10 protein-coding genes and 2 tRNA genes are annotated in these 13786 nt (G+C 60.3%); 1 reads left to right on the top strand and 11 read right to left on the bottom strand.

The genetic code is table 11. The annotated features are described in order from the left end of the window. Window positions 1-184 precede the first annotated feature (184 nt). From FEF26_RS05380 to FEF26_RS05365, 4 genes are all read right to left on the bottom strand, one after another. Window positions 185-257 (bottom strand) — tRNA-Glu (locus tag FEF26_RS05380). A gap of 118 nt (window positions 258-375) precedes the next feature. After that, window positions 376-447, bottom strand: a tRNA-Gln gene (locus FEF26_RS05375). A gap of 65 nt (window positions 448-512) precedes the next feature. Next, entirely contained in the window at window positions 513-2048 is a 1536-nt protein-coding gene (gene gltX / locus FEF26_RS05370; protein ID WP_138252511.1) for a glutamate--tRNA ligase, read from the bottom strand. 72 nt (window positions 2049-2120) lie between these two features. Next, window positions 2121-2894 (bottom strand): fumarylacetoacetate hydrolase family protein, encoded by a 774-nt coding sequence (locus FEF26_RS05365; RefSeq protein ID WP_138252510.1) that lies wholly within the window; start codon window positions 2892-2894, stop codon window positions 2121-2123. A 56-nt stretch (window positions 2895-2950) separates the two neighbouring features. On the opposite strand from FEF26_RS05365, the gene FEF26_RS05360 reads away from it, so the two are divergent. Continuing rightward, window positions 2951-4645: a DUF885 domain-containing protein gene (locus tag FEF26_RS05360; RefSeq protein ID WP_138252509.1), complete on the top strand. Its 1695-nt coding sequence runs from the start codon at window positions 2951-2953 to the stop codon at window positions 4643-4645. Here the strand turns inward: FEF26_RS05360 and FEF26_RS05355 are convergent. From FEF26_RS05355 to FEF26_RS05325, 7 genes are all read right to left on the bottom strand, one after another. Then, complete coding sequence (locus tag FEF26_RS05355) at window positions 4642-5715, bottom strand: branched-chain amino acid aminotransferase (protein WP_138252508.1); 1074 nt, start codon at window positions 5713-5715, stop codon at window positions 4642-4644. The two genes, FEF26_RS05360 and FEF26_RS05355, sit on opposite strands and share 4 nt — an antisense overlap. 14 nt (window positions 5716-5729) lie before the next feature. Then, window positions 5730-6803, bottom strand: coding sequence for a 3-isopropylmalate dehydrogenase (locus FEF26_RS05350; protein ID WP_138252507.1), 1074 nt, complete (start codon window positions 6801-6803; stop codon window positions 5730-5732). After that, on the bottom strand, window positions 6800-8413 hold the full coding sequence (gene metG / locus FEF26_RS05345) for a methionine--tRNA ligase (RefSeq protein WP_138252506.1): 1614 nt from the start codon (window positions 8411-8413) through the stop codon (window positions 6800-6802). The genes FEF26_RS05350 and metG overlap by 4 nt, the downstream gene beginning before the upstream one ends. A 9-nt stretch (window positions 8414-8422) precedes the next feature. After that, window positions 8423-10018 carry a phosphoglycerate dehydrogenase gene (gene serA, locus FEF26_RS05340; RefSeq protein ID WP_138252505.1) on the bottom strand — a complete coding sequence of 532 codons (1596 nt, stop codon included), beginning with the start codon at window positions 10016-10018 and terminating at the stop codon, window positions 8423-8425. Between the two features lie 93 nt (window positions 10019-10111). Continuing rightward, entirely contained in the window at window positions 10112-11137 is a 1026-nt protein-coding gene (gene ilvC / locus FEF26_RS05335) for a ketol-acid reductoisomerase (protein ID WP_138252504.1), read from the bottom strand. A gap of 35 nt (window positions 11138-11172) precedes the next feature. Further along, entirely contained in the window at window positions 11173-11718 is a 546-nt protein-coding gene (ilvN, locus tag FEF26_RS05330) for an acetolactate synthase small subunit (RefSeq protein WP_138252503.1), read from the bottom strand. Window positions 11719-11721: 3 nt separating this feature from the next. Beyond that, window positions 11722-13545 carry an acetolactate synthase large subunit gene (locus FEF26_RS05325; RefSeq protein WP_138252502.1) on the bottom strand — a complete coding sequence of 608 codons (1824 nt, stop codon included), beginning with the start codon at window positions 13543-13545 and terminating at the stop codon, window positions 11722-11724. Window positions 13546-13786: the final 241 nt, after the last annotated feature.

The raw sequence follows: 13786 nt of genomic DNA, 5'->3' as shown, positions 1-13786 counted from the left end.
GAAGAAGGACTCTGGAACCGATCAGGATGGGCCGGCAGAACCCACTAGAAAAGGGCCAACACGCCCGAGCCAGCAACACGTTTTTGACCTATAACCCGTATGCGAACTGAGAACTCTCGAAAACGACAAAGCCCTTTGTCAGATATTATCTGCCAAAGGGCTTTACCTATATTCACTCTAAAAGTGACCCCAGCGGGATTCGAACCCGCGTTACCGCCGTGAGAGGGCGGCGTACTAGGCCGCTATACGATGGGGCCTTATGCAGTTGTGAATTGCAATTTTTGGTCATGAAAAGGGTCTTCTCACAACAATACCCCCGTCGCCGAGGGCCAGTTCATCCTAGCAGGACGACTGTCTGATTTTCCAATCAGAGCGCTGGGCTACTAGGACTCGAACCTAGAACAACGGTACCAGAAACCGACGTGTTGCCAATTACACCATAGCCCAATGCTTACCGGACGAGCCGGAGCAACAGCACTCAATATTACAGCACTGCAGGCGCCAGTCACAACTCAGCCTTGTGCCGCCACCAACTGGTGGAACCGCGCAATCCGCTTCAGCGACGATTCTTTCCCCAGCAGTTCCATGGATTCGAATAGCGGAGGTGAGATCTTGCGCCCGGACATTGCAGAGCGCACAGCGCCGAAAGCCTTGCGCGGCTTCAACCCAAGTCCATCGATCAGCGCTTCTCGCAAAGCTGCTTCAACACTCTCGGTGCTCCATGAAGACTCCTCAACGGCTTCCAAAGCTGCTGCGGCGGCGTCGAGAGTTTCCAGGACCTGATCACCCAGCCCGCTGAAAGCTTTGTCCTCAATCTCAAGGGCATCATCATCGACGAACAAGAAGCCCATCATGTCAGCACCCTCGCGCAGGAGGGCGATACGTTCTTGAACAAGAGGCGCCGCCCCATCAAGCAACCAGGCCTCCCTCTCCGAAAGCTCCTCACCCACCAAGTCCAGCGCACGCAGGTATGGCACCAGGCGCTCCCGGAAGTCGCCGGCCTGCAGCCTGCGGATGTGGTTGCCGTTGATGGCTTCTGCCTTTTTGACATCGAACCGTGCCGGGTTCCCGAGGACGTCGGCGATATCAAAGTTCTCCACGAGCTCCTCCACTGTGAAGATGTCTTCATCGGCAGAGAGTGACCAACCCAGCAGAGCCAGGTAGTTCAGCAGGCCTTCACGGACGAAGCCCCGGTCCCGGTGATGGAAGAGATTGGATTCGGGGTCCCGTTTGGAGAGCTTCTTGTTCCCCTCCCCCATCACATACGGAAGGTGCCCGAAGGCTGGCATGCGCTGAGCGACGCCTACCGCGTAGAGCGCCCGGTACAGGGCAATCTGTCGAGGTGTGGACGAGAGCAGGTCTTCACCGCGCAGAACGTGCGTCACCTCCATCAGCGCGTCATCCACCGGGTTCACGAGCGTGTACAGCGGCTGTCCGTTGGCCCTGGCCACCACAAAGTCCGGAGCGGTACCGGCCTTAAACGTGATCTCCCCACGAACCAAGTCGGTGAAGGTGATGTCTTCATCTGGCATCCGCAGCCGCAACACAGGCTCACGGCCTTCTTCTCGGAAGGCGCTGATCTGCTCTGGGGTCAGTGCACGGTCGTAGTTGTCATACCCCAATTTGGGGTCGCGTCCAGCGGCGCGGTGCCGCTCCTCCACCTCTTCTGGGGTGGAGAAAGATTCGTAGACGTAGCCACCTGCTGTGAGCTTTGCGAGCACGTCAGCGTAGATGTCCATACGCTGGGATTGGCGATACGGCTCGTGCGGACCGCCGGTCTCAACGCCTTCATCCCAGTCGATGCCCAACCAGCGCAGCGCCTCCAGCAGCTGAAGGTACGACTCCTCCGAATCGCGCTTGGCGTCGGTGTCCTCGATACGGAAAACGAGCTTCCCTCCTGTATGCCGGGCGTATGCCCAGTTGAACAGCGCCGTGCGAATCAGCCCCACATGTGGGGTGCCGGTCGGCGACGGGCAGAATCTCACCCGAACGGGGGTGTCAGCGTCAACGGTGGGAATGGCTGAGGGAGCAGCGGTGGGGGTGCTCATGGCAGGGCGTTGGTCTCCTTGAAAAGTCGTGTCCGGCCTCGCGCCGGGTAGTGCAGAGGGTCGTCGCTTGGGTTAGCTCCGGAACGTGTTCCGGAGCACGCCGATACCTTCGATGTCAGCTTCAAATGTGTCGCCATCAGACAGTAGCCCCACACCAGCTGGGGTGCCGGTAAGGATGACGTCACCGGGCAGGAGAGTCATTGCTTCTGAGATGTAGGACACCAGTTCAGGGACCCCGAAGATCATCTGGGCGGTGTTTCCGTCCTGGACCTTGTTTCCATTGTGCGTTCCCGTGATGCGCAGGCCTTCTGGTTCAAGCTCAGTCTCGATCCACGGCCCCAGGGGCGCGGAGCCGTCGAAGCCTTTGGCTCGGGCCCACTGGTTGTCTGAACGCTGCGCATCGCGTGCTGTGAGGTCGTTGGCGACGGTATAGCCGAAAATCACCTCAGGGACACGGTCCAGTGGGACGTCCTTGCAGATCCGGCCGATCACCACAGCAAGTTCAGCCTCATAGCTGATCTCATCGGAGAAGCTGGGGAGTTTGACCGGTTCGTCCGGGCCGACGACCGCCGTGTTGGGCATCAGGAACAGAAGCGGGCTTGCCGGCAGCTCACCGCCCATCTCTTTGGCGTGATCAGCGTAGTTCTTGCCGACACCGATCAGTTTGGACCGGGGAATGATCGGGGCAACGAGCCGCACATCCTCAAGTTTGTAGGTCTGGCCGGTCTCCTGAATCCCCTGGTAGAACGGATCGCCCGCGAGCTGGATGATGGTCTGCTCACCCGGTTCACCGGTCACAACTCCATAGGCCGGATCAGAATCAGTCACAAATCGTGCAATACGCATGATGACACTCTATCGTTCCGGTTGCGCCGGACGATTCCTCTGGCAGGATAGTTGTCATGAGCAACCATCATGACAGCAGTACTCCTCGCGAACTGGCCGACTGGTACGTCGACCAACTTGTTGAGTTGGAGCCGGCGGTAGCAACGATGCTTGGGCTGAGGCCGCATGATGACCGGATGCCGGACTTCTCACCCGAAACTCGAGCAGCGCGGGCACAGTTGGGGCGCGAGGTGCTGAAGCGGCTGGATTCTCTGCAGGAGGCGGCCGGACCAGTAGGCGCCGCGCCAGCGGATCAGAGATGCGCTGCGCTATTGCGCGACCGTATCGGCGTGGAACTTGAGGCGCACGAGGCCGGCGAAGATCTCCGGGTACTGCGCAATATTGCTTCTCCTATTCACAGCGCGCGGTCCCTGTTCCTGTTGATGCCGCAGTCCACGCCGGCGGACTGGACAGTGATTGCCCGCCGGATGGCCAAGTTCCCCGCCAGTTACTCTTCCCTTCAGAAAACCCTGGATGAGGGACGACGCCGCGGCCTCACCTCGGCCCCTCGGCAGGTGGAGACCGTCATCGGCCAACTGGAGCAGTGGTTGGGAGGCGGTGAGAGCTGGTTCCATGAGTTCGTTCGTGATGGTCCTGACGCTTTGCGGCACGACCTGAAAGAATCGGCCGACGCCGCAGCCACTGCAGTGGCCAGGATGCGCACCTACCTGAGGGACGAGTATTTGCCAGTTGCGCAGGGAACTCCTGATGCGGTGGGCCGTGAACGTTATCTGCTGAGTACCCGACGGTTCATGGGAGCCAGTATTGACCCCGAGGAGGTCTACGCCTGGGGGTGGAAGGAATATCAGCGGATCGATGCGGACATGCGCGATCTGGCGGAACAGATCAAGCCGGGCTCCTCGCCATTGGAGGCTATGGCGTGGCTGGATGTTCACGGGCGGCGAGTGGAGGGGGTAGAGCAAGTTCGGCAATGGCTGCAGTCAATGATGGACACAGCGATCGGGGAGCTTCACGGCAGGCACTTCGACATCGCTGAACCCATTAGGACGGTTGAGGCAAAAATAGCGCCGTCGGGGTCTGCCGCAGCTCCGTATTACACTCGGCCCACTGTGGATTTTTCGCGACCGGGCCGGACCTGGCTGCCAACGCTGGGTCGGACTGTCTTTCCGGTGTACGACTTGGTCTCTACCTGGTATCACGAGGGCGTCCCCGGGCACCACCTGCAGTTTGCGCAGTGGGCGCATATGTCCTCGGAGCTGTCGATCTATCAGACGACCCTTGGCTCCTCCTCCGGGATGACCGAAGGCTGGGCGTTGTACTCGGAACGGTTGATGGACGAGCTGGGGTATCTGGATCCTGAGGAGCGGATGGGCTATCTGGATGCCCAAATGCTCCGAGCGATCCGGGTCGTGATCGACCTTGGAATGCATCTTGAACTGAAGATCCCGGCGGACTCACCGATCGCCCCAGGCCAGACCTGGACCCCGGCTCTCGCTGAGCAGTTCCTCAATGCCCATTCAGGCAGCTCACCAGAATTCATCGCCTCCGAGATCACCCGATATTTGGGATGGCCAGGGCAGGCCATCAGTTACAAGCTCGGCGAACGCGTGTGGCTAGCCGGACGCGAAGAAGCGAGAAAAGCCCATACCGAGCGCGGTGAGTCATTCGACGTGAAAGCCTGGCATATGCAGGCTCTCAGTCTCGGAGCACTTGGCTTGGATGACCTTCAGCAAGTCCTGGCGGAGCTTTAGGTCAGGCGATGCAACCAGCCGTGGCGGTCTTCGACCGTGCCGGTCTGGATCCCAAGGAGTTCCTCACGAATAGCCTGAGTCACTTCTCCCGTTCCGGTCGAGGCAATGATGTGCTCGCCATCGACGAGTTCACCGATGGGAGTGATGACCGCTGCGGTGCCGCAGGCAAATGCTTCGGTGATCTCGCCGCTGCGAACACCTGTGTCCCATTCATCAAGGGTGATGCGCCGCTCTTCAACGACCAGACCGCGGTCCTTGGCCAGTTGGATGACCGAGGATCGGGTAATTCCTTCAAGAATCGTTCCGGTCAGCTCTGGAGTCAGCAGCCGGCCATCATTGGTGACCAGGAAAACGTTCATTCCGCCGAGCTCTTCGATGGCGTTCTCATGGAGAGGGTCCAGGAACAGGACTTGCTGGCAGCCTTTGTCCACTGCCTGTTGCTGAGCTACCAGTGAGCCGGCGTAGTTACCTCCGGTTTTAGCAACACCAGTCCCGCCCGGAGCTGCCCGAACATAGTCACGGGAGACCCAAATGCGCACTGGTTTGAGCTCTCCGCCGAAGTAATTGCCAGCCGGAGATGCGATCACACGGTAGCTGACTTCTTTGGCTGAGCGCACACCGAGAAAAGCCTCTGTGGCAAACATGAACGGACGAAGGTAGAGCGCCTCTCCTTCACCGCCGGGTACCCATGCCTTGTCTGCGGTGACAAGCTTTTCCAGGGACTCGATAAAGACCTGTTCATCCAGCTCTGGTAGTGCCATCCGACGGGCAGACTTGTTCATTCGGGCGGCGTTGGCTTCTGGCCTGAAGGTGTAGATGCTTCCATCGTTGTGGAGATAGGCTTTCATGCCTTCGAAGACTTCTTGGGCGTAGTGCAACACCGACGCTGCAGGGTCCAAGGCGATAGGCCCATAGGGCTCCACCCGGGCGTTGTGCCAGCCATCCTGTTCAGTCCAGTCGACGACAGCAGTGTGGTCCGTGAAGTTGGTGCCGAACCCAGGATCAGCCAGAATATTTTGAATCTCTTCTGCCGAGCGGGGACGGGGATGGTCGACGATCTCGAACTGCATGTGGGTAGCCCTTTCTAGTCCGTCAGTGCCTTGATTCTACTGACGTAGGCGTCTCCGCGCTCCGCGCTGCCGAGACCCCCACCTGTGTTTCGCTCTGCCCATTCAGCCATCTGCGCATTCACAGCCTGCTCAATGCGCCCTGCGGCGTCCTTCACACCCAGATGATCGAGCATCAGTCCTGCTGAGAGGATTGCTGCGGTAGGGTCCGCGATCCCTCGACCGGCGATATCCGGCGCTGAGCCGTGGACGGGCTCAAACATTGAGGGTGTGGTGCCAGCACCGTTGATGGAAGCTGAGGGTGCCAAGCCAATACCACCGGAAACAGCGCCAGCCAGGTCGGTCAGGATGTCGCCGAAGAGATTATCAGTCACGATCACATCGAACCGCTGAGGATTGGTCACCATGTGGATGGTCGCGGCATCCACATGCATGTAGTCCCAGCTAACCTGCGGGTTGAGAGCGGCCTGTTCCTCCACAGTGCGGCGCCAAAGGCTCCCAGAGTGGGTGAGCACATTGTGCTTATGCACCAGAGTCAGGTGGCCACGGCGGGATACTGCTCGCGCGAAGGCATCGGCCACCACACGCCGCACGCCGTGGGCGGTGTTGACGGAGACTTCAGTGGCGATCTCCTGGGTGGTCCCCCGACGAAGGCTGCCGCCATTGCCCACATATGGGCCCTCCGTACCTTCGCGCACCACGACAAAGTCGAAGTCTTCCGTTGAGGCCAGAGGGGTAGATACTCCTGGGTATGTGCGGGTGGGACGCAGGTTGATGTAATGGTCCAGCTCAAAACGAAGCTTCAGCAGCAGGTCCCGCTCTATCACGCCGGAAGGTATGCGCTGATCTTGCGGATCGGCGCCGACTGCGCCGAAGAGAATGGCGTCATGTGACCGCAACTTTTCCAGAGTCTCATCGTGGAGGGTCTCACCCGTCTCCAACCAGTGCCGTGTTCCCAGTGAGTACTCGGTGTAGTGCAGTGTGGCGTCGTCGTTCTCCAACGCCGCGTTGAGGACTTTGCGGGCTTCTGCAGTGACTTCTGGCCCAATTCCGTCGCCATCGATCACGGCAATGCTGAAAGTTCTTGTCATGACGCGTCCTGAGGCTCCTCGTGGCGGGGAAAAATGGGCTCTGGTTTGCTGATGGGCGAACCGGGGGTCAGGGAATCACCGAAGGCGGCCAATGAGCGTGGGCCGGTGTTCGATGCGTTGGTGGCACCGGCGTCTCCGCCAGCCTCGACTCCAAGAGCGTCCAGCAGTTTGGTAGCGGAGGTTGGCATCACAGCCTGGATGAGCAGCGAAACTTTCCGGAGCACTTCGGCTGTCACATAGAGCACGGTGCGCATTCGGGTTTCATCGGTCTTCTTCAGCTTCCAGGGGGCCTGGTCGGCGAAGTAGGCATTGGCTTCTCCGAGGACGTACCAGGTGCGCTCCAGTGCCCGGTGGAACTGTTGCCCCTGGTAGGCGTCACGGGAAATACTCAGCAGGGACTCGGCCTGCTCAAGAATCTTGTTGTCCTCAGGGTGAAGTTCGCCGGGTTCGGGAATCGCACCCTCACAGTTCTTGACAATCATGCTCAGTGAACGCTGAGCAAGGTTACCCAGGTTGTTGGCCAGGTCTGAGTTCTTTCTCCCGACGACGGCCTCATGGGTGTACGAACCGTCCTGTCCGTAGGGAAATTCGCGCAGCAGGAAGAACCGCACTGTGTCCAGCCCATAGGTCTCGGTCCAAGCGGCTGGTGCCACCACATTGCCGACTGACTTGGACATCTTCTCGCCAGCATTGTGAAGGAATCCGTGGATCATCACTCGCTTGGGCAACTCGAGTCCGGCACTCATGAGGAATGCCGGCCAGAAAATGCAGTGGAAACGGGAGATGTCTTTGCCGATGATGTGCAGATCTGCAGGCCAGCGCTTGGTGAACTCTTCGGAGTCTGTCTCGGGGAAACCGGCGCCTGTGAGGTAATTGGTCAGCGCGTCGACCCATACGTACATGACATGGTTGAGGTCCGTATCGCCGGCGGTGAGTTCCTTGGGCACGGGGACGCCCCAGTCAAAGGTCGTTCGGGAGATCGACAGGTCCTCCAGCCCGCCTTCAACGAAGCGGATGACCTCATTGAAGCGGCTAGCAGGAGCAGCGAACTCAGGCTGGGTCCGGTAGAGCTCCAACAATTTCTCCTGGTAGGCGGAGAGCCGGAAGAAATAGCTTTCCTCCTCGGTCCAGGTCACTGGTGTCCCGGTTTCGACAGCGTACCGTGCACCGTCCTCGCGGACCTCGGTCTCGTCATCGGCGAAGAAGCGCTCGTCGCGCACGGAGTACCACCCGGAGTATTTGTCCAGGTAAATGTCTCCGGCATCCAGCATTCTCTGCCAGATCGATTGTGAGGCCCGATAATGGTCCTTATCCGTGGTTCGGATGAACCGGTCGTAGGAGATGCCGAGGACTTCATCATCTACTCGTTTAATCGCCTGCGCATTCCGGGTGGCTAGTTCGTAGGGTGTCAGCCCTTCACGCTCAGCAGTCTGCTGGACCTTCTGTCCATGTTCATCGGTGCCGGTGAGGAACCGCACATCGAAGCCGTCGAGTCTCTTGAACCGGGCCATTACGTCTGCAGAGATGTACTCATAGGCATGCCCGATGTGCGGTTCACCGTTGGGGTAGGTGATAGCTGTGGTCAAGTAATACGAGGGGCGAGACGCCATTAGGGCTTCCTAGCTCTCTTCCAGGTCGACTTCGGCGGCCAGGGAGGCGTCGACTTCGGCGGCAATCGTGTCCAGAACTCCCGCAGGCAGCACTGAATCTACCGCAAGCACGGCCAATGCCCGGCCTTCCTTCATATTCTGGCTGACTTGCATACCAGCGATGTTCACCTCGTGTTCACCCAGGATGCGGCCCAGGGCGCCGACCACACCGGGCCGGTCTCCGTATTCGAAGACCACCAAGTGGTCCGTCAGGGTGATCTCCAAGTCGTATCCGTTGATGCCCACGATCTTCTGGATCTGTTTGGGTCCGGTGAGGGTTCCGCGCACTGAGAGGTTCTGACCCGAGGATGTGGCGGCGCGGATGGTCAGTGCGTTGCGGTAGTCCTCGACCTCGGTAGTAGTCGTCAGACGGGTGGAGATGCCCCTCTGCTCAGCCAGCACAGGTGCGTTGACGTAACTCACCGGGTCATTGACAACGTCAGTGAATACACCCTTCAGCGCCGCCAACTGCAGGGCTGAGACGTTGAGCTCGGCGATCTCGCCTGCCGCTTCGGTCTCGATATCAGTCAACGCATCATTGGACAGGGCGGTGAGTACCCGACCGAGCCTCTCCATCAGCGGAATGCCTGGACGGACCAGTTCGTCGATTGCTCCGCCGGCCACGTTGACCGCATCGGGCACAAGTTCGCCGTCGAGAGCGAGCCGCACTGAGCGGGCTACTGATACTCCAGCCTTCTCCTGCGCCTCGTGGGTGGACGCACCCAGGTGGGGGGTGACGACCACGCTCTCATGGGAGAAGAAGGGCAGGTCTGTGGAGGGTTCGGTGGCGAACACGTCAACGGCTGCGCCTCCGATAGATCCTGAGGCCAGAGCATCTTCCAAGTCGGATTCGTTGATGAGTCCGCCGCGGGCGACGTTGATGAGGAAGACCGAATCCTTCATCTTGGAGAAGGCTTCGGCGTTGAGCATGCCGACCGTCTCTGGCGTCTTGGGCATGTGGATGGTCACCACATCGGCTTTGGCATAGAGCTCGTCGAGTGTGACGAGCTTCGCCCCCAGCTGGTGGGCCCGTGCCGAGGTGACATAGGGGTCATACGCGAGGATCTCCATGCCGAAGGAGGCCATCCGCTCAGCGACCAGTCCACCAATGCGGCCGAGACCAATCACCCCCAGCGTCTTTTCCGACAGCTCGACGCCGGTGTATTTGGAGCGCTTCCATTCCCCGGCTTTGAGTGCCTGGTGAGCTGGCGAGATATTGCGCGCCAAACCGAGGATATGGGCGCAGGTGAGCTCCGCTGCAGAGATGATGTTGGAAGTCGGCGCATTGACGACCATCACTCCCGCCGCGGTGGCTGCGGTGATGTCTACGTTGTCCAGTCCGACTCCGGCGCGTGCGACGACTTTGAGCTGTTTGGCGTGGCTGAGCAGCTCGGCGTCAACTGTGGTGGCGGAACGCACCATGAGAGCGTCGGCGGCAGCGATGTCGGCGAACAGGCGGGGCCTGTCTGTACCGTCAGACTGACGAATTTCGAAGTCGGGGCCGAGGGCCTCGACAGTGGCTGGCGAAAGTTCTTCAGCTAGGACAACGACAGGGCGAGTGCTCACGGGTTCCTTCTTCTTCAAATCACTGATGAATGACGAGTGGGGGCCATCGGTGTCGCCACCCGGCCCCCACTCACTCTAGTACTGTGACGGCGCTCAGCGAGCGGCAGTGCCCTCGGTGTAGTCGTCGTCGTTGGGGATCCAAGAGAACAGTTTGCGCAACTCGCGTCCGGTGGGCTCGATGGGGTGGCTTTGGTTCTTGGACCGCAGCTCCTGGAACTCCTTGGCGCCGGTGCGCTGGTCATTCATGAACCGATCGGCGAATGCGCCGGACTGGATGTCGCTGAGCACGGCCTTCATGTTCTCCTTGACCTCGGGTGAGATCACCCGTGGGCCGGAGACGTAGTCGCCGAACTCCGCGGTGTCGGAGATGGACCAGCGCTGTTTGGTCAGTCCGCCTTCAACCATCAGGTCGACGATGAGCTTCAGCTCGTGGAGGACTTCGAAGTAGGCGATTTCCGGCTTGTAGCCAGCCTCGGTCAGAACCTCGAAGCCGTACTGCACCAGCTGGGATGCGCCTCCACAGAGAACGGCCTGTTCGCCGAAGAGGTCAGTCTCGGTTTCCTCGGTAAAAGTGGTCTCGATGACGCCTGCCCGGGCTCCGCCGATGCCTTTGGCGTAGGCGAGAGCCAGATCTTTTGCGTGTCCGGTGGGGTTCTGCTCCACGGCGATGAGGGCTGGTACGCCGCGTCCTGCCTCGTACTCGCGGCGAACCACGTGGCCTGGGCCCTTAGGAGCGACCATTGCGACATCGACATCGGCAGGAGGCTTAATGTAGCCGAACCGGATGTTGAAACCGTGGGAGAAGAACAGCGCGTTGCCAGGCTGCAGATTTGGAGCAATCTCAGCGGTGTACACCTCCGCCTGGTACTGGTCGGGCACCAGCATCATGACAATATCGCCAGCCTGTGCGGCCTCTGCCACTGTGGCAACCTTCAGCCCCTGCTCTTCGGCCTTAGCTCGGGATGTTGAGCCCTCTTTGAGACCGACGACGACGTCCACGCCGGAGTCGCGCAGGGAGAGCGCGTGTGCGTGGCCTTGAGAGCCGTAGCCGATGATGGCTACTGTCTTACCGCTGAGTAGGCCCAGGTCGGCGTCGTCGTCGTAGTAGAGGTCAGTCACAGGTGTTCTCCTCGAGTTGTTGGGTGAAGTCTTTTTTACTTTAGGGGTTTTTCGGATGGAATTTTCTCGGTCATCGATTTGGAGCCGCGGCTGATCGCCAGCGATCCTGAGCGAACAATTTCGCGGACACCGAAGGGCTCCAACACCGACAGTAGGGCGTCGAGCTTATCGGCGGCACCGGTGGCCTCAACCGTGAGCGAGTCTGTGGACACATCCACGATCTTCGCGCGGAAGAGTTCTACCGCCTGGGTCACCTGCAGACGTGCTGCGGCATCTGCTTTGACCTTGATCACCAGGTGCTCGCGCTGAACCGAGTTGGTCGGCTCAAGCTCGATGATCTTGATGACGTTGATCAGCTTGTTCAGCTGCTTTGTCATCTGCTCCAGGAGTTTCGCATCAGCGTCCACCACCACGGTGATCCGGCTCAGGCCCGCGATTTCGGAAGGGCCCACGGCCAGAGAGTGGATGTTGAAGGCTCGTCGGGCGAAGAGTCCTGAAACTTTCGCCAGGACACCGGGAACGTCTTCGACGAGAACAGAGAGAGTTCGACGGGCGACGCCGCCTGCTGGGGTGGGTGCCATTGCTTACTCCTCTTCGTCCCACTCGGGGGTCATATTGCGGGCGACTTGGATATCGCTGTTGGAGACTCCGGCTGGGACCATGGGCCAGACCATGGAATCTCGGGAGACGACGAAGTCAATGACCACGGGGCGGTCGTTGATCTCCAGCGCCTGGGCAATCACCGAGTCGATGTCCTCATCACGTTCACAGCGAAGCCCGACACAACCATAGGCCTCCGCCAGTTTGAGGAAGTCCGGAATCCTGACAACTTCTTCCCCCGAGGGGTTCAGCGAGGTGTTGAGGTCCGTGTTGGAGTAGCGGGATTCGTAGAAAAGGGTCTGCCACTGACGCACCATACCCAGGGAGGAGTTGTTGATGACGGCGACCTTGATGGGGATGTTGTTGATGGCGCAGGTGGCCAGTTCTTGGTTGGTCATCTGGAAGCAACCGTCACCGTCGATCGCCCAGACGGTCCGGTCCGGGTTACCGACCTGGGCGCCCATAGCAGCGGGCACGGAATAGCCCATTGTGCCGAGCCCTCCGGAGTTGAGCCACTGGCGTGGGCGTTCGTATTCGACGAACTGGGCAGCCCACATCTGGTGCTGACCAACCCCAGCCACGTAGACGGCCTCGGGGCCCGAAGCCTGGCTGATCTTCTGGATGACCTTCTGCGGAGCAATGGCTCCGTCTTCCGGTGTGGTCCAGCCCAGCGGGTAGGTCTCCACGAGTCGGCTCAGTCGTTGCCACCAGGGTCCTAGGTCGGGCCGCTGGTGCTTGGCGAAGATCTCCTCCACGGCGTTCTTCAGCTCGGGGATGATCTCTTTGAGCGAGCCCACGATCGGCACGTCTGCGTGCCGGTTCTTGGAGATTTCAGCCGGGTCGATATCAGCGTGGATCACCTTGGCTTCGGGAGCGAAGGAGTCCAGCTGGCCGGTGACCCGGTCGTCGAACCTCGCTCCCAGCGTGATCAGCAGGTCGGACTGCTGCAGCGCCGCCACCGCGGAGACTGTGCCGTGCATACCAGGCATACCGACGTTGTTCGGGTGGCTGTCCGGGAACGCGCCGCGTGCCATGAGTGTGGTCACCACGGGGGCGCCGACGGACTCGGCCAGTTCCGCGAATTCGGCGGAGGCCTCAGCCTTGATGACGCCGCCGCCGAGGTAGAACACAGGCCGCTGGCTTGCAGCGATGAGTTTGGCGGCTTCGCGGACCTGCCGGGCATGACCGCGGGTTACTGGCTTGTACCCGGTGAGCCCCATCTTGGGAGGCCATGCGAAGGTCGTCTGGGCCACCTGCGCAGACTTGGTGATGTCCACGAGAACAGGCCCGGGCCGCCCGGATGAGGCAATGTGGAAGGCCTCGGCCATCACCTGCGGTATCTCGTCTGGGTCAGTCACCAGGTAGGAGTGTTTGGTGATGGGCGTCGCGATTCCGACGATATCCGCTTCCTGGAACGCATCTGTGCCGATTACCGAGGCGTTGACCTGGCCCGTAATGGCGACCATAGGCACGGAGTCCATATGGGCGTCAGCCAACGGGGTCACCAGGTTCGTTGCGCCGGGGCCAGAGGTGGCGAAGCAGACCCCGACCTCTCCTGTGGCCATGGCGTAGCCCTGGGCGGCGTGTCCGGCACCCTGTTCATGGCGCACCAGGATGTGATTGAGCTTCTCCGAGTCCATGAGAGGGTCATAGGTCGGGAGGATGGCTCCGCCGGGGATGCCGAATACGTCGGTCACGCCGAGCTCTTCAAGGCTGCGGATGATGGCCTGGCTGCCGGTGACAGTCTCAGGCGCAGCGCTGCCCCCGGGGCCGTAGAGCCGGTGGTCGGCTGTTGTGGTTGTCAACATATTCTCTGTCCAATCCCTATCTGCCCCGACACAGACGAAACCCCGGCCATCCGGAGTCCCTGTGCGGGGCCCTCGTGCCGGGGTGATCGATCGGTTCGCGTCAGTGCTAGATCAGCAGACCGTTCATGCCCCGGCGGGGGCAATGACGGGTACTACTACTAGTACTAGCATCTGGCGCATAGTCCTATCTTTTCGCCCTGAGTCGGCTGCGTCAATACCTGACATACGCGTCTCAGTATGC

The organism is Nesterenkonia salmonea (assembly GCF_005771525.1).
Lineage (GTDB): Bacteria > Actinomycetota > Actinomycetes > Actinomycetales > Micrococcaceae > Nesterenkonia > Nesterenkonia salmonea.
The sequence above is the reverse complement of the archived record's forward strand: the minus strand, read 5'-3'. Positions and strand labels throughout refer to the sequence as shown.

Coding starts and splice junctions, on each gene's coding strand:
- gltX (WP_138252511.1), bottom strand. CDS start 2,048: ATGAGCACCCCCACCGCTGCTCCCTCAGCCATTCCCACCGTTGACGCT.
- FEF26_RS05365 (WP_138252510.1), bottom strand. CDS start 2,894: ATGCGTATTGCACGATTTGTGACTGATTCTGATCCGGCCTATGGAGTT.
- FEF26_RS05360 (WP_138252509.1), top strand. CDS start 2,951: ATGAGCAACCATCATGACAGCAGTACTCCTCGCGAACTGGCCGACTGG.
- FEF26_RS05355 (WP_138252508.1), bottom strand. CDS start 5,715: ATGCAGTTCGAGATCGTCGACCATCCCCGTCCCCGCTCGGCAGAAGAG.
- FEF26_RS05350 (WP_138252507.1), bottom strand. CDS start 6,803: ATGACAAGAACTTTCAGCATTGCCGTGATCGATGGCGACGGAATTGGG.
- metG (WP_138252506.1), bottom strand. CDS start 8,413: ATGGCGTCTCGCCCCTCGTATTACTTGACCACAGCTATCACCTACCCC.
- ilvN (WP_138252503.1), bottom strand. CDS start 11,718: ATGGCACCCACCCCAGCAGGCGGCGTCGCCCGTCGAACTCTCTCTGTT.
- FEF26_RS05325 (WP_138252502.1), bottom strand. CDS start 13,545: ATGTTGACAACCACAACAGCCGACCACCGGCTCTACGGCCCCGGGGGC.